This is a genomic window from Marinimicrobium sp., assembly GCF_002695945.1.
GTDB lineage: Bacteria > Pseudomonadota > Gammaproteobacteria > Pseudomonadales > Cellvibrionaceae > Marinimicrobium > Marinimicrobium koreense.
In genome coordinates this window covers 83081-98815 of sequence record NZ_NZQP01000026.1, presented here as the reverse complement: position 1 = coordinate 98815, position 15735 = coordinate 83081, and the positions used below count along the sequence as shown (strand labels likewise).

At 60.7% G+C, this 15735-nt stretch carries 14 protein-coding genes; 10 read left to right on the top strand and 4 right to left on the bottom strand.

What is annotated here, in order from left to right; translation table 11 throughout:
- Positions 1-265: 265 nt before the first annotated feature.
- A complete protein-coding gene (locus CMG77_RS06735) occupies positions 266-1153 on the bottom strand; it encodes an ExeA family protein (RefSeq protein WP_286903830.1) in 888 nt (295 codons plus the stop codon).
- 43 nt (positions 1154-1196) lie between these two features.
- Positions 1197-2831, bottom strand: a complete 1635-nt coding sequence (gene mshL, locus CMG77_RS06730) for a pilus (MSHA type) biogenesis protein MshL (protein WP_286903823.1) — start codon at positions 2829-2831, stop codon at positions 1197-1199.
- A gap of 2915 nt (positions 2832-5746) precedes the next feature.
- Here mshL and CMG77_RS06725 point away from each other — a divergent pair.
- The 4 genes from CMG77_RS06725 to mnmC all read left to right on the top strand — a co-directional run bounded on the left by CMG77_RS06725 (position 5747) and on the right by mnmC (position 9395).
- Positions 5747-6214, top strand: a complete 468-nt coding sequence (locus CMG77_RS06725; protein ID WP_286903822.1) for a tRNA (cytidine(34)-2'-O)-methyltransferase — start codon at positions 5747-5749, stop codon at positions 6212-6214.
- Between the two features lie 90 nt (positions 6215-6304).
- Entirely contained in the window at positions 6305-6769 is a 465-nt protein-coding gene (locus tag CMG77_RS06720; RefSeq protein WP_286903821.1) for a flavodoxin domain-containing protein, read from the top strand.
- Entirely contained in the window at positions 6766-7287 is a 522-nt protein-coding gene (gene fldB, locus CMG77_RS06715) for a flavodoxin FldB (RefSeq protein ID WP_123637779.1), read from the top strand. Before CMG77_RS06720 ends, fldB begins: the two co-directional genes overlap by 4 nt.
- Positions 7254-9395 carry a bifunctional tRNA (5-methylaminomethyl-2-thiouridine)(34)-methyltransferase MnmC2/FAD-dependent 5-carboxymethylaminomethyl-2-thiouridine(34) oxidoreductase MnmC1 gene (gene mnmC, locus CMG77_RS06710; RefSeq protein WP_502691767.1) on the top strand — a complete coding sequence of 714 codons (2142 nt, stop codon included), beginning with the start codon at positions 7254-7256 and terminating at the stop codon, positions 9393-9395. Before fldB ends, mnmC begins: the two co-directional genes overlap by 34 nt.
- A 25-nt stretch (positions 9396-9420) precedes the next feature.
- On the opposite strand, the gene CMG77_RS06705 is transcribed toward mnmC, so the two are convergent.
- Positions 9421-10074, bottom strand: a complete 654-nt coding sequence (locus CMG77_RS06705) for a DUF502 domain-containing protein (RefSeq protein ID WP_123637781.1) — start codon at positions 10072-10074, stop codon at positions 9421-9423.
- A 52-nt stretch (positions 10075-10126) separates the two neighbouring features.
- On the opposite strand from CMG77_RS06705, the gene CMG77_RS06700 reads away from it, so the two are divergent.
- Positions 10127-10939, top strand: coding sequence for a glutaminyl-peptide cyclotransferase (locus tag CMG77_RS06700; protein WP_286805096.1), 813 nt, complete (start codon positions 10127-10129; stop codon positions 10937-10939).
- Positions 10940-11019: 80 nt separating this feature from the next.
- Here the strand turns inward: CMG77_RS06700 and CMG77_RS06695 are convergent, their stop codons facing one another.
- Positions 11020-11226: a cold-shock protein gene (locus CMG77_RS06695; protein ID WP_024460685.1), complete on the bottom strand. Its 207-nt coding sequence runs from the start codon at positions 11224-11226 to the stop codon at positions 11020-11022.
- Positions 11227-11537: 311 nt separating this feature from the next.
- On the opposite strand from CMG77_RS06695, the gene fnr reads away from it, so the two are divergent.
- The 5 genes from fnr (at position 11538) to dapE (ending at position 15728) form a co-directional block, all read left to right on the top strand.
- A complete protein-coding gene (gene fnr / locus CMG77_RS06690; RefSeq protein ID WP_246004352.1) occupies positions 11538-12278 on the top strand; it encodes a fumarate/nitrate reduction transcriptional regulator Fnr in 741 nt (246 codons plus the stop codon).
- A 39-nt stretch (positions 12279-12317) separates the two neighbouring features.
- Positions 12318-12911, top strand: coding sequence for a DUF4202 domain-containing protein (locus CMG77_RS06685; RefSeq protein WP_123637784.1), 594 nt, complete (start codon positions 12318-12320; stop codon positions 12909-12911).
- A gap of 73 nt (positions 12912-12984) precedes the next feature.
- A complete protein-coding gene (locus tag CMG77_RS06680) occupies positions 12985-13335 on the top strand; it encodes an ArsC family reductase (RefSeq protein ID WP_123637785.1) in 351 nt (116 codons plus the stop codon).
- 70 nt (positions 13336-13405) lie between these two features.
- A complete protein-coding gene (gene dapD / locus CMG77_RS06675; protein ID WP_123637786.1) occupies positions 13406-14440 on the top strand; it encodes a 2,3,4,5-tetrahydropyridine-2,6-dicarboxylate N-succinyltransferase in 1035 nt (344 codons plus the stop codon).
- Between the two features lie 157 nt (positions 14441-14597).
- Entirely contained in the window at positions 14598-15728 is a 1131-nt protein-coding gene (gene dapE / locus CMG77_RS06670; protein WP_286805098.1) for a succinyl-diaminopimelate desuccinylase, read from the top strand.
- Positions 15729-15735: the final 7 nt, after the last annotated feature.

Below are 15735 nucleotides of genomic sequence, written 5' to 3'. Positions count from 1 at the left end.
GGCTCAGCGACTGTGGATTCAGCCACCGGCGCAGAATCGATTGCTGGCATCGGTTGTTCTGTCATCGGCGCNCTGCCTTCACCGCCCGCTCCAACCAGTGACCAAAACACCAGTGCGGCTATGACCAGTGCCACGAGAACGGCCANACCCGCACCAACAAAATAGCGCGATTGCATTGGCTGAGTGCGGTGCGTCGATGGGCCGGCCNGGTTCGGGGAGGTACCGCCCCGNCGATCCAGNTCGCGCAGCATGTCATTCATCAGACTCANGNCGNGCCCCCGTACCACCAGAGCCCCACGCCCACCAACAACANNGAGACNGCCANCCANGNAGTCCANCCAAANGGCGTGACGGACNGCCAGCGCCCCAGCCGACGACTNTCNGTGGTNTCCTTCACGGCCCTGGCCACCTGNGCCCGNCCNACCATNGANCGNCCCTGACCGNAGCTGACCAACAACGCCTTGTGGGCNAGCACATTGATCAANCGGGGAATNCCCCCGGANGCGCGNTGCATCAGNCGGACCGCGCCCCGGGTAAANAGCGAGCNCCCCCGATAACCGGCGGACTGCAGACGAAAATCNAGATAGTCNGCCAGGGTGCGGCGATCGATGGTACCGAGGGTTTCCGAAAACACGATNCGCTGTTTCAACTGNCGCANGTCGCTGCGNTTGAGCACATCTTCCANCTCNGGCTGNCCCAACAGAACCACCTGCAACAGTTTGCTTTTTTCCGTTTCCAGATTGGTCAGCAGNCGCAAGGCTTCGATGGTCTCCCGGGGCATGGCCTGGGCTTCATCCACCACCAGTACCACGCGCCGNTTCTCCGCGGCGAGNGCCACCAGCCGGGCGTAGATCTCATTCAGNAGTTGATAGGCGGGCATATCGGGNGAGGACGGCACACCGATTTCCTGGGCCAGNAAGCCTTTCAGTTCGTCCGGCGTCAGGTAGGGGTTGGGAATGTACGCGGTNAGAAACTCCGGCCCCAGGCTGGCCAGCANCTTGCGGCACAACAGGGTTTTACCGGTGCCCACTTCCCCGACNATTTTGATGAACCCTTCGCTGTGTCGCAGGGCCAGCAATACNGTATTGAGCACCGCCCGNTGGGCGGCGCTGTCGAAGAAGAACTGGGTATCGGGGGTGAGGGAAAACGGCATCTCCCGCAGCCCGAAGTAGTCCTGGTACATGACCGGCTCCGCGCTATTGCTCCCAGAGGTCGCGATAACCATCGCCCATCTGTTGCATGCGATTGCGACTGCGATCGAGTTCGTCCTGCCAGGTGCNNTCATCNACCACCACCGGACGCAACAGAATCACCAGTTCGGTTTTCTGGCGGCTNCGCCCCTGGGTTTTGAACAGGCTGTTGAGCAGTGGAATATCGCCCAACANCGGNCGCTTGCCATCGGTNTCCCGGGTATCNTCCTGCATCAGGCCNCCCAGCACCACCACCTGGCCGCTGCGCGCCCGGACAATGCTGTCNGACTCGCGAATACCCCGTTGTGCCAGAGGCAAGGCGAACTCNTCGCTACCNACGGTAAACACTTTCAGTTGGTCATTCACTTCACTGACCACCGGATGAATGTGCAGGATCACCTCGCCNCTGTCGGCGATNTGNGGGGTNACATCCAGNGCAATNCCNCTGAAGAAGGANGACAGTTCGATATTGGGCGTGCTGGTCACCGACGCCACATTNGANGTGGTGTTATTGGAGATACCGGTCACAAAGTATTCATCGGAGCCCACNCGAATCAGNGCTTTCTGGTTGTTCACCGTNGACACNCNNGGGCTGGACAGGACCTGCACGCTGCCCTGAGTTTCCAGCAAGTCGAGCAGCTCGGTTACATCNCCCACCTGCAGGACGGAGGTAAACAGGTTTTCAGTACCGCGTTGCAGTTCTTCCAACCCGGAAATCTGACGGGAACTGCTTCCCGGCGGAATNGTGGTGACGGCCGAATCCTGCTCCGAGTAGCTGGTCGAGCGCAGCCGNTTATAGCCGTAGTCCAACTGCCCGCTGATGNCGCCCCAGTTGATCCCCGCCTGGAACCCTTCGTTCAGACGGACCTCCAGAATCTTCGCNTCCAGAATCACCTGACGCCTTACGCTCAGCTCGGAACGCTCCAGAAATTCCCGCACCGCATTCAGCTCATGAGGCATGGCCTTGACCACCACCATACCGGCCTGGGGGCTGACCATNACCATCTTGTCGCCACCCTCACCGCCGACAATGGCGGACACCGACTGGCGCAGCGANNGCCAGAAATCGGTGCGGTTCATGGTCTGCACCCGCGCCCCCGGGGACACCTCAGACCCATTGGTCGAACTGCCGTCTTCACCGGCGAGCAGGCCCAGCANGTTGGCACTGTCATCGCCGCTGCCCGAATTATTGCCGGAACCGCGATTGTTGCGGTTATTGTTTGATGATTCACTGCGACCGATCGACAGGTTGGTGTCCGACACCCCCACCCGCTGAACATCCAGGTAGTTCACATGGAACACCTGAGTCTGAAGCTCGTTGGGATACACCGTGTAGATATTGCCCGAACGCCGGTAGTCATAACCGTAAATGTCCCGTGCCACTTCCAGCACTTCATCCACCGTGACTCCTTTCAACTCCAGCGAGAGACTGCCACTGACATCGGGGTGCACCACAATGTTGGTGTCTGAGTCCTGCACCAGCCCGAGAAAAAACGCCTTGGCGGGNACATTGCGCACTCTGACATCAAACCGCTCCGGAGCCACCTCCTCGCTGCGACGGCGCTCTGGAACCAGTGCCTGGCTCACTTCCTCGGGTACCGNCTGAGCCTGCTCACGCTGCGCCTCGGCCACCTCNCTCATTTCNCGCTCNGCCGCCAACTGCGAATCGCGCGGNCCAACACAGGCCGTCACCAGGACGACCGCCATCAGCGCGGCGGCGGTGTGCATCGTTCTTCTCAGAAAATGCGGATCCATAATCGTTTGCCTCATTGCTCCGCGGGCCTCGTTCGACGTACGGATTCATCGTTCAAATTCAAACGCCACTGCCGGCCGCTCTGACCGACAATCACTGAATGGGATTCAACTTGCAGCAGGCGNACCCCNCCGGTGTTGGCAATCATCTCGCCCGCCGTCAGGGACTGNCCGTTGATGATCGCCAGGCGGCGCGAGTCGCCCGCCATGATTGCGTTCAGNGTCANGGACACCGACTCGCGGCTGNCCCGGTAATCCAGGGGGCGAGTGGGNTCGCGCTGACTGTCNGCCCACACCAGCGCCGACCANCCGATCAGACAGGCAATGCACAATAATCTAGACACCGAGCAGNCCCTCCTCGGCACTCAGGGTATAAACCCGCAATCGAATATCGCCCACCGGGTAGTCCATCACTTCGTANTCCAGACGATCCCAGTAGAACCGCCAGGNCANCCCTTCGAGCCGGCGCAGGAAACTCAACACTTCAAAGAAGTCACCGCTGACATCAAGCTCGACACTGTGTCGAAAAACACCGGTCGCCGTTTCAACCGGTTCCGCCGCTTCAGTGCCATCTGCGGCCTTGGTCAACGGCAGTTCCTCAACGGGAAGCGTGCGCACCCGTCGCAGCTGCAGCTCGGTGGTGGAAATCAACACTTCCTGAAGAATCTGCGGCAGTTGATCCGCACTGACCAACCCCTGGGAAAGGCTCGCCAGACTCGCATCCAGCTCATCCAGTGTCCGCTGCAGTTGCTCCAACTCCCTTGCGGGTCGGTTGTCCGCCTCGGTGCTCATCAGGGCGGCCAGCTGTGCCTGCTGGGCATCCCGATCGTTTGCGACGGCGGTGCGCTGCTGTTCAATCTGCTCGCGCTGACGCTCCTGAGGCAACTCAATCAACCATTGCCAGAACCCGATCAACACCGCGATCAGGCATAGCAAGAGCAGTACCCGCTCACGCAGGGAATAGGCCTCCACCCGCTCGGCCCAGCGCTGCCAACTCTGCTGCCAATCAGTCACGCGATCGCCCTCCCCGTGCGTTGGTCTCGTCGGCCTCGGCGCGCTGCACCGAAAATATCAACCCCGGTCCCCGGTCATCCGGCTCCCGCGCCACTTCCAGTACGCCGAATGACACGCTGGCGAAGCTCTCATCCTGACGCAACTGCTGTAGATACAGCGGCACCTGTTCCGGCTTGCGCACCCGGCCGGCCAGCTCGACGTACTGCCCCCCGGATTGCAGCGAAAACTCCGCCAGCGCCAGATCATCCATGGCATGGCGGGACAGGCTCAACAGTTGCCCGGAAAACCCCTCGGCGTTGCCGAGATTCTGCTGGGACATCAGGCGCAGNATCTGCTCCCGCCGCTGAATTTCCTGACGCAAACGGGCCACCTGCTCTTCCACCGTCGCACCGCGACGGGCGGGCAGTTCGGCCATGAGCCGCTGCACCTGTTGTTGTANTGTCTCCAACTGCGCGCGTTCATCCGTCAAGCGNGCCTGGAGCGAATCGGTGTANGCCGCACTCCACAGCGACAGGCCGATAATCAACACCAGAACNACCGCGATCGCGGCGATCATCTGGTTCAGGCTCAACCACACCCGACGGGGGTGAAACTCCGGCAAATACAGATTGACCTGTTGCATCAGTCCCCCTCCGTGANTCGCAGCGCGGCGCCGATGGCGGCTAGGCACAGCGTCAGGGTGTGAGACTGAACCTGATCGCCCAGNGTCAGCGACGACTCGATNTCCAGCAANGAAACCGGCATCGGCANNCCATTGGTCAGTGATTCAGTGATTTTATCNGGGCTGAGNTTTTCCCCGATCAGNCAGATCTGGCCGGGCGGCGGCTGGCGCATCTGGCGTTCGAAGTAATCCAGGGAGCGNTGNATTTCCAGNANCAGGACATCCTCCGGCAGATCTTCCAGCAGCCCACCTTCATAGGGCACATTAAAGCGGCGGGCCAGGTGCAGGTCGTCACCGCGGACGATATGCAGNCTGCCGGTGCCACCGCCCAGCTTGACCAGCGCCACCCCCCGGGCCGTGTCGCACAACCGATACACCAGGTTGCGCAANGCCAACTCNGGAATATCGATCACCTGGAGATCCAGCCGGGCNTCNGCNACCTGAGCGATACGCTGNTCAATCAGATGGCGATGGGCCACNGCAACATAGGCCATGCGCTTNCCGCCNCGGCTGCGNTCCTCCGGCAACAGAAAGGCATCCAGNACCGCCTGGTCGGCGGGAAANTCAATCAGGTCGCGAATTCGCCAACGCAGGGCCTCGCGCAGNTCCGAGGNCGGCACGGCNGGNGCCTCAACCAGNAGCAGNTTGTAGTCTTCCCGCCCCAANACCAGGTGACAGGNNTTACGGCGCAACCCCANNTGCTCCACNCGNTCNTCGAGNANCCNACNTCTGNCGCTGGCTATCGCTCTCGGGGAGCCANTCNGCNNCCTGGAGAAAAGGTCGGGCCGTTTCGCCCTCACCGGCATGAGTCTCAATGGGANGGGCCTCGGCGCAGACGAGCGAAACCCCGCCCTNGTTGAATTGGACGCCAACTGTACCTGTACTGGATGGTCGTTTACGAAATAAGCTCAACGGCTGGCCACCTGGGCTTCCCGAGTTATTGTTGACNGAGGCAATAAACATGCCTGAACGCTGGTATTATGACGCATCGNGCGCACTANGTCCCGGCGAACCNCACAATCGCCAAGAAAATCTCGCCTTGAAGACGCTTTATATTNCTTTTTGTTATAACCAGCGTCACGAGGCCCGGATCTTGCGCACAATAGTACACGAAATCGGCTGAAAACCAATGTTCCATATTGTTTTATTTGAACCGGAAATACCGCCCAACACCGGCAATATTATTCGTCTGGCGGCNAATACCGGCTNTCACCTGCACCTGATTGAACCCTTGGGTTTNGTNCTCGATGACAAACGGCTACGCCGCGCGGGACTGGACTACGGTGAGTGGCAGTCCCTGAAAACCTATCCGGATTGGNCCAGNTTCCTGGAGCAGGCGCAACCGGCGCGACTGTTCGGACTCAGCACCAAAGGCCACCGTTANCCGAGTGAAACGACGTTCGANGCNGGGGACTACCTGCTGTTCGGNCCNGAAACCCGNGGNCTNCCCGCGTCCATTCGGGACGAGCTGGGCCCGGACCANCTNCTGCGNATCCCCATGGTGGCCGACAGTCGCAGNATGAACCTTTCCAATGCGGTGTCCGTAGTGGCCTATGAGGCCTGGCGNCAATTGGGGTTTCCCGGCAGCCACCGCTGACGCCAACTCCAACAGGCTGGTATCATGCCCTGCTCAAAGGGCGNCAGCCTGATCCAGCATTCGTACCACAGTTGATTAGCAAGGGGACTCATGAGTCAAATCCAGATATTGGTGGGTAGTGTCACCGGCAATGCCGAAGGCATCGCCGAGCTCGCAGCNGAGGANCTGCAACGCAAAGGCCACCAGATCAGCATCAACAACTTTGCTCAGGTGGAAGACCTGGTCCGAAGCCCCGATGAAATTTTACTCATCTGTACCTCCAACACCGGCGCCGGCGACCTGCCGGACAACCTGCAGCCGCTGTACGTTCAGATGACCCGCGAGTATCCCGCCATTGCCGGGCGCCAGTACGGCCTGATCAATCTCGGCGACAGCAGCTACACCACCTTCGGTGAAGCCGGCCAAGCCATCGACGATGCATTCGCCGACCTCGGCGCGCAGCGAATCGGCGAGCCTCTGGTGCTGGACGCCTGCAGCGGCGACGACCCCGAAGAGTCCGCCCGGGAATGGCTTGAGCAGTGGGCGACGCTCCTGCCGGATGGAGCACCGTCATGAGCCGTGCCGCCATCGGGCTGTTTTATGGCAGCTCCACCTGCTACACCGAAATGGCGGGCGAAAAAATCCGCGCGGTACTGGGTGAAGACCGGGTGGATATGTTCAACATTGCCGATGAACCGGTCATCACCGCCCAGTTTTACGACTACCTGATTTTCGGCATCCCGACCTGGGATTACGGGGAGTTGCAGGAAGACTGGGAGGAGATCTGGGAAGAGCTGGCGGAGCTGGACCTGCGCGGTAAAGCGGTGGCGCTCTACGGACTGGGGGATCAGATCGGTTACCCCGAATGGTTTCTCGACGCCATGGGCTACCTGCACGCGCAACTGCTGGCCCGGGGCGCCCGCCCCTGCGGCTACTGGCCCCGGGAGGGCTACGAATTTGAGGCCTCTCAGGCACTCACCCCCGAGGGCGATCAGTTTGTGGGGCTGGCACTGGATGAAGAGAATGAGTTCGATCTGACCGACGAGCGCATCGCACGCTGGTGCGAACAGATTACCCGGGAGTTCGGCCTGTGANCGACGCCCCGGAGACCGGCACTCCGGGGCCGGATCAGAACCTGGAAACCGCTCACCTGCAATGGGATGAGGCGGGTCAGCCAATCTCCACCCGGTTCGACGACGTGTATTTCTCCCGCACCGACGGACTGGCCGAAACCCGTCATGTCTTCCTGCACCACAACCGTCTGGCCGAGCGCTTCCAGGCTCTGCACGAACAGCCCGTGACTGAACGCCGCTTCGCCATTGGCGAAACCGGCTTCGGCTCGGGCCTCAATTTTCTGGCTGCCTGGCAACTCTGGCGACAAACGGCCCCTGACGATGCCCGCCTGCACTTTATCAGCGTGGACCGTTTTCCCCTGCAGCGAGACGACCTGCAACGGGCCCTGAGCCTGTGGCCCGAACTCAGGGCGCTCGCCAATGAACTGATCGATCAATACCCACCCACCGTGGGCCCGGCGTTCCACCGGTTACATCTGGACCGGGGGCGAGTGATCCTGACACTGATATTTGATGATGCCCAGAGTGGCTTGGCCCAGCTACTGAGCAGCGATCACCCTGATTTCATCCACTCTGGCCCAGCCCTGGACGCCTGGTTTCTGGATGGCTTCGCACCGGCCAAGAATGCCGATATGTGGACTCCGGAACTGTTCACTACCCTGGCTCATCTGAGCCGGCCCGGCACCACCCTGGCCACCTTCACCGCCGCTGGAGTGGTCCGGCGCGGCCTGGCCGCTGCGGGCTTCACGCCGGAGAAAGTGCCCGGCTTCGGCCGCAAGCGGGAAATGCTCACCGCTCAGTATTCAGAGCAGCAACCGGCAGCGGTACCCCAGANACCCGCCTCACAGGCCTCAGCCCCCCACCGCCTTAACCGCAAAAAACCCGCCCTGCCCTGGGCTCTACCCTCCCGCCCGGGGCTTGGGCCCGATGCGCCGCGCACGGCGCTGATTGTCGGGGCCGGATTGGCGGGCTGTCACAGCGCGCGGGCGCTGGCCGAACGGGGCTGGCAGGTGACCGTTCTGGAGCAACACCCCCGTGCCGCGCAGGAAGCCTCCGGCAACCCCCAGGGGCTGCTATACGCCAAACTTTCCCCCAAGAACTCGCCTCTGGCACGTTTCAATGTGCTGAGTCTGAGCTTCGCCCAGCGTTTTTATCGGCCCTACTGGCCAAACGGCGCCGCGTGCGGATTACTGCAGGTCGCCACCACTGACAAAGAGCGTCAATTACAGACCCAAATTGCCCAGCGTTACGAGGCTACGCCAGAGCTGGTCCGCCCAGTTAGTGCCGCCGAAGCGGGCGAGCTCGCCGGCCTGCCAGTCCCCCAGCCTGCCCTCTACTTTCCCCAGGCGGGATGGTTGAGTCCGGCGACGCTGTGTGAAGCACTACTCGACCACCCCAATATCACTCTGGGAGGCGAGACCACGATCACCGAGCTCAGCCGGCAGGGAGAACTCTGGAGCGCCCGGGACCTGAACAACCGCGAGCACCGGGCCCGCATCGCGGTATTGGCAAACGCCCGGGCGGTGCGACGTTTTTCCCAAACCGCCGCCCTGCCCCTGAAAGCCATTCGCGGACAGATTACCCAAGTGAACGCCACAGACCGGAGCCGGCAGCTGAAAGCGGCACTGTGTGGCGATGGCTACCTCGCTCCCTCAGACGGCGCCCAGCACTGCCTTGGGGCCACGTTCAATCTGCACGACACCGATACGGCGATAACGGAACGGGATCAACAGCAGAATCTGGAACAACTGGCGCAATTTGGCCCCGAGATCGCCAACCTCTTTGCGGATCAACCATTGGCCTCACTCGGGGGACGCGTTGCGTTTCGCTGCACCACGCCGGACTATCTGCCCCTGGTGGGTCCCGCCCCGGACCGGGCCGCGTTTCTGGAGGACTTTGCGCCGCTACGCAAGGACGCCCGACTGAACATTCCCCGTCCGGGGCGCTACCACGACGGTCTGTTCATCAATGTCGGCCACGGGTCCCGCGGGTTGTGCTACACCCCGCTGAGCGCCGAGCTGCTGGTCGCCCACATCGAACGGGAGCCCATGCCGCTGGACCGCGAGCTGATTCAGGCGCTGCACCCGGCGCGTTTTCTGATCCGGGATCTGATGCGCAACAAGATTTGATCCTTCAGCTCACCGAAAGCGGGACTCAAGGCTGGTCAGTGGACGCCGCTGGCTGCTCGGGGGCGGGCTCCGGCGGGTCACTGATGATCTGGGAGCCGCTACCACAGGAAATTACCGTGCGCATGGCCGCCTCGACACTGATGTGTGGCAGCAACTCCACACAGTCTTCGGTCAGGTGATAGACAAACCCCGACGAAGGAATCGGCGCCGTCGGCACATACACGGTGCAATCGCCATTGCTGTGCCGCGCCGTCACAATGGCGGTCACCGACACCGGGTTCTGACGCCCCATGATGTAGGCGCGGCACACCTGGCCACGCAGTAGCGAGGTATTGTTTTCACCGCCGAGAAACTGCATGACCACTTCCCGGATGGTGCTGTAACCGGGTGCAAAGCGCGTGAGCCACTGATCCACCCGGTTGTGTATCCAGCGGCCAATGCTGGTTTTGACCGCCAGGCCGATCAGGAAAAAGGCGCCCAGCACCAACACGATGCCGAGCAGGTCGGCCACCTGCTCCGCCAATGGCGCCCAACTGGCCAGCCAGGCGCTGATCGGGGCAATCACGGCGGTCACCAGCCCCAGCAGCCACTGCAGGATAAAGATGAAGATCGCAATGGGCAGCGCCACCATCAAGCCACCCAGTAGCGTCAATCCCACAAACGACTGCCAACGTTTCATAAATGCCTTCCCGTTGATTACCATAGAGCCCTCACTGTCCAGGACCACGCTTATGACACAATCTTCCGGTGCTTTCAACACGCTCATCCGCGGGTGCGGCCAGATGCTGTGGCTTAGCGGTCTGATGATGTCCCTGGTCGCCTGCGCCGACACCGGCCCTCGCGACATTCTTCAGTACCAGTTCCAGATCGAGGCAGAGCAACCCCACGACCCCACCCTGTTTACCCAGGGATTACTCAAGCGTGGTTCACGGTTCTATGAAAGCGGGGGCCAATACGGCCAATCTCGCCTGGTCATCTATCAGGACAACGGTCGGCAGGTCGAGCGTGAACGGCCTCTGGCCGCACGCTACTTTGCCGAAGGGCTGACGGAACTGAACAATGAACTCTACCTGCTGACCTGGCGGGAAAAAACACTACTGGTTTACGACGCGGGCACACTTGAACCTCTGCGAGAGATGAGCTATTCCGGCGAGGGGTGGGGCCTGACCAATGACGGCGAACACCTGATCCGCTCCGACGGCAGCGCCCAGCTTTATTTCCATGCACCAGAGGACTTCAGCGTACAACGTCAAATCACCGTTACCGAAAACGGCAAGGCAGTCACACGCCTGAATGAACTGGAATACGTCGATGGCGCCATCTGGGCCAATATCTGGTATTCAGATCGCCTGATCCAGATTGATCCCGACAATGGCCGGGTGATCGGCTCTCTGGATCTGGCCGAGCTGGTACGCACAGCGCAGCCCGAGACGTCCGGAGCAGTGCTCAACGGTATCGCCTACGACGCCGAGCATAACCAGTTCTGGGTGACGGGAAAGCTGTGGCCTACACTTTATCGGCTCTCCTTGAGTCCCGAGCCCTAGTGGTCCCAAACCGCGGATAGCCGCGTATAAAAAAAGCCGCACATTCTGCGCGGCTTTCTTATACGGCGTCATCGGTGAGCTCAGAGCCCAACGACATTATCCGCCTGAGGGCCTTTCTGGCCGTCTTTCACATCAAATTCCACGCGCTGGCCTTCTGCCAACGTCTTGAAGCCGGTACCGGTGATAGCACTGTAGTGCACAAACACATCCTGGCCGCCTTCCTGCTCAATAAAACCAAAACCTTTGGATTCGTTGAACCACTTAACAACACCTGTACTTCTGGACATAGTCTTAACCTTAACGTTTTGCTGAGTCGAATGAAATCCGCACCGGTACCACATGACTCCGAACGCGGGACAACCCGCTGGCACAGTTCACTTACTTATGACTGACAAAACGTGGTGCTAAAAACAGGCCTGAAGCGTGTACAGGACGACCTTGTTAGTACGACGGTGTAACCATAAATAATGCGGCGATTGGCCAGCAAAAATGACTATATACTCGTTGCAGAGCCCCTGTAAAGAGCCCACCGGTGCAACACCTTTACCCTGCCAGACAAAGCTGCAACAATAGCCTCACGACCTTTATGGAAGATGCCATGATCCGGATCAGCACCTCTGAAACCAACTGCAGCCACGACCCCCAGACCTCCTGCGGCACCTGTCGTCTGAACACTCTGTGCCTGCCGCTGAGCCTGCATCTGGATGACGTCGATCAGCTCAACCGGATCGTCCAACGCGGCCGCCCCCTTCACAAGGGCGAACATCTCTATCGAGCCGAAGACCCGTTCGACGCCTTGTTCGCAATCCGCTCCGGTGCGGTCAAGGCCTCCACCCTCAACGAACAGGGTGAAGAACAGGTCACCGGCTTCTACTTGCCCGGCGAACTGGTGGGCCTCGACGGCATCGCCGATAACCGGTATACCAACACCGTGGTCGCGCTGGAAACCTCGTCCATCTGTGAAATCCCCTTTGAACAGGTGGAGGATTTGAGCCTCAAAATCCCTTCTCTGCAGCGCAATGTCTTTCAACTGCTCAGCCGGGAGATCACCCAGGATCAGCAGCTGATCAGCCTGCTGAGCAAAAGCAGCGCTGAAGAGCGGGTAGCCACCCTGCTGCTGAGTCTCTCCAGCCGCCATCAGCGCCGCAAGCTGTCGCCCACCGCCTTCCGACTGCCCATGTCACGAACGGATATTGGTAACTTTCTCGGGCTGACCATCGAGACCATCAGCCGGGTGTTCAGTCGCCTGCAGCAGCAGAAAGTGCTGTCTGTCGACAAAAAAGAAATCCATATTCTGGATATGGAGCAACTGCGCCAACTGGCCAGCCAGCGCCACTGACACCGTTTGCCGATCAACCCCACAGGACTGACTCGCCCCATGCCCGATTCACAGACCCGACTCGATCAGACTCTGGCCGCGTTCGACGCCGCCAACGCCGAAGACCCGAACCGGGAAACGGATCAGGGGGAGAGCCACCCCAAAGAGTGGCTGTACGGCCGACGCATGACCGAAACTCTCAACGTCTTCTGTCCGGATGCTTCGGAACCCCTGCAACTGGCCGCGCGCTGCCAGCACATTCGCCGCTGGGAGAGTCCACGCAGCGACTACCCCGACGGCCGGGCCGGTTATAAAAAGTGGCGCAGCCAGCTCGCCCTGCACCACGGCCGGGTGGCCGGTCAGATCATGGCGGAGCACGGCTACGATGAAGAGACCATCCGCCGGGTGCAGGATATGCTGATCAAACGCAACCTCAAGCGCGATCCGGAGGTGCAGACTCTGGAGGATGTGATCTGCCTGGTTTTTCTCAGTCACTACCTGGAAGACTTCGCCCAGAAGCACAATGAGGAAAAGCTGATCGATATCATCCAGAAGACCTGGAACAAGATGTCGGAGAAGGGCCATGAGGCGGCACTGAAGCTGCCGTTGTCGGAGCCGATGGGGCGTCTGATTCACAAGGCGCTGGGTGCATAAAAGGCCGCAATCCCGCCAAACCCACCTTAAAATTTGCTACAATTGCCGGTTTTGCAAAACCGGTGAACATTTCATGGCAGCGATTACCCTCTACGGCATCAAAAACTGCGACACCGTCAAGAAAGCCCGCCGTTGGCTGGACGACCAGGGCGTGGACTACCGGTTTCACGATCTACGCTCCGACGGGCTGACCGAAGCCCAAGTCACCGGCTGGCTGAGCGAGCTGGGAATGGACCTGGTGAACAAACGCAGTACCAGCTGGAAAGCGCTGGACGAAGCCACCCGGGAGCAAATGACCGCTGACAATGCGGCTGCGGTGATTCTCGAGAACCCCACCCTGATCAAGCGTCCGCTGCTTGATACCGGGGATGCCCGCCACGTGGGGTTCAAGGCAGACGATTACACCGCCTGGTTGGCCCACTGAGCGGGCCTCTCGCACTGCATCGCGTTTCTTTCAATTTCCGTATTAACGTAATGACCCACAGGACATGACCATGACTCAACTGTACAGCCTCGGCCTTGGTGTCGGCACCCAGAATCTGAACAACGAGTGGTTGGAAGTTTTCTACCCTCAGCCTCTGCTCAACCCGGCCGAGGCCACCGCTTCCGCCGTGGCCCAGGCGCTGAACTATCAGGGCGGCAACCAAGTGATCGAGCTGGACGTCGACAAGATGCAGGGCCTGGCTGAGGCGCTTGAGCAGGCCGGAGACGATGCCCAGGCGGCCATTGCCCGCTCCTTCATTCACAGCAAGCGTCCGCTGGTCGCGACGCTGCTGGCCGAAGACAGCGCGCCGAAGTCGGTGCCCGAGGGTTACCTGAAGCTGCACCTGATTTCCCATCGACTGGTCAAACCTCACGGTACCGACCTGACCGGTCTGTTTGGTTGCCTGCCCAACGTTGCCTGGACCAATCAGGGCGCGGTGGATCTGGACGAACTGCCGGAGCGTCAACTCCAGGCCCGCTTGGCTGGTGATCTGCTGGAAGTGGCCTGCGTGGACAAGTTCCCGAAAATGACCAATTACGTGGTGCCCAAAGGCGTGCGGATTGCCCACACCGCCCGGGTTCGCCTGGGTGCCTACCTGGGTGAAGGTACCACCATCATGCACGAAGGCTTTGTGAACTTTAATGCGGGCACTGCCGGCCCCGGCATGATCGAAGGTCGTATCTCCGCTGGCGTGTTTGTCGAGTCCGGCTCCGATCTCGGCGGCGGCAGCTCGACCATGGGCACCCTGTCCGGCGGCGGCAACATCATCATTTCCATCGGCAAGGAGTGCCTGTTGGGCGCCAATGCCGGCACGGGCATTCCGTTGGGCGATCGCTGCACCATCGAATCCGGTCTGTACATCACCGCGGGCACCAAGGTGGTAGTCCTGGACGATCAGGGCAATGAGGTGAACACCGTCAAAGCCCGGGAACTGGCCAACCAGTCCGGCCTGTTGTTCCGTCGCAACTCCCTGACCGGTCGGGTCGAATGTGTGACCAACAAGACCGCGGTGCAGTTGAACGAGTCGTTGCACGTTAACAATTAAGTTAGGTTAGGTTACGGCGGATGCGCGCAAAGCGCTTATCCGCCCTACGCAAACCACGGCAATATCCGTGGGGCGGATCGGTCCGACGCCTCGGAGGCCAAAGGCCGCATCCGCCGTTCCCAAAAGCCGCATCCGCCGACACCCCAAGAGACCTGCTATGACCCCCACACTCCAACTCGCCCACGACCTGATCCGCCGTCGCTCGGTCACCCCCGACGACGCCGGCTGTCAGGACCTGATGATCCAGCGCCTGGAGGCCATCGGCTTTCAGGTGGAACGGTTGCGGTTTGAAGAGGTGGACAACTTCTGGGCCACCCGGGGCACCGACGGGCCACTGCTGGCCTTTGCCGGGCACACCGATGTGGTGCCCACCGGCCCGGAAGGTCAGTGGCAACATCCCCCGTTCGAACCGGTGGTCGAATACGGCATGCTGTACGGTCGGGGCGCGGCGGATATGAAAGGCTCTCTGGCCTCCATGGTTGTGGCCTGCGAGCAATTTGTGGCGGAGCATCCAGATCATCAGGGCCGGATCGGTTTTCTGATCACCAGCGATGAGGAAGGCCCCTCGGTGAACGGCACTGTGAAAGTGGTGGAGTGGCTGGAAGCCCGCCAGGAGAAAATCGACTGGTGCATCGTGGGTGAGCCCTCCAGTACCGACCGGGTGGGCGATGTGATCAAGAACGGTCGCCGGGGTTCCCTTGGTGGCATCCTGCGAGTCAAAGGCGTTCAGGGGCATGTGGCCTACCCTCACCTGGCCGACAACCCGATTCACAAAGCCGCCCCGGCGCTCGCCGAGCTGGCGGCACAGGAGTGGGATCAGGGCAACGAATTCTTTCCCGCCACCAGCTTCCAGATTTCCAATATCAACGGCGGCACCGGGGCCACCAATGTGATCCCCGGCGACGTCGAAGTGGTGTTCAATTTCCGCTTTTCCACGGAAGTGACCGAAACGCAGTTGCGTGAACGCACCGAAACGATCCTGAATAAACACCAGCTGAATTACGAGCTCGACTGGAAACTCAGTGGTCAACCCTTCCTGACCGCCGAGGGCGAGCTGGTCGACGCCGTCGTCAAAGCGGTAGAACAGCACACCGGGCAGAAGCCGATACTCTCCACCGCCGGCGGCACCTCGGATGGGCGTTTTATCGCACCTACCGGGGCCCAGGTGGTCGAACTCGGTCCGCGCAATGACACCATTCACAAGGTGGACGAGTGTGTTAAAGCGGAAGATCTGGACACCCTGACCGCGCTCTATCAGAGCACGCTCAAACGGTTGCTCATCCGCTAAAGTCGAT

Excerpts from the sequence above, each read along its gene's own strand:
- fldB (WP_123637779.1), top strand. The coding sequence starts at position 6,766 with ATGAGCCGTGCCGCCATCGGGCTGTTTTATGGCAGCTCCACCTGCTAC.
- CMG77_RS06680 (WP_123637785.1), top strand. The coding sequence starts at position 12,985 with ATGGCAGCGATTACCCTCTACGGCATCAAAAACTGCGACACCGTCAAG.
- CMG77_RS06705 (WP_123637781.1), bottom strand. The coding sequence starts at position 10,074 with ATGAAACGTTGGCAGTCGTTTGTGGGATTGACGCTACTGGGTGGCTTG.
- CMG77_RS06695 (WP_024460685.1), bottom strand. The coding sequence starts at position 11,226 with ATGTCCAGAAGTACAGGTGTTGTTAAGTGGTTCAACGAATCCAAAGGT.
- fnr (WP_246004352.1), top strand. The coding sequence starts at position 11,538 with ATGATCCGGATCAGCACCTCTGAAACCAACTGCAGCCACGACCCCCAG.
- CMG77_RS06700 (WP_286805096.1), top strand. The coding sequence starts at position 10,127 with ATGACACAATCTTCCGGTGCTTTCAACACGCTCATCCGCGGGTGCGGC.
- CMG77_RS06685 (WP_123637784.1), top strand. The coding sequence starts at position 12,318 with ATGCCCGATTCACAGACCCGACTCGATCAGACTCTGGCCGCGTTCGAC.
- dapD (WP_123637786.1), top strand. The coding sequence starts at position 13,406 with ATGACTCAACTGTACAGCCTCGGCCTTGGTGTCGGCACCCAGAATCTG.
- dapE (WP_286805098.1), top strand. The coding sequence starts at position 14,598 with ATGACCCCCACACTCCAACTCGCCCACGACCTGATCCGCCGTCGCTCG.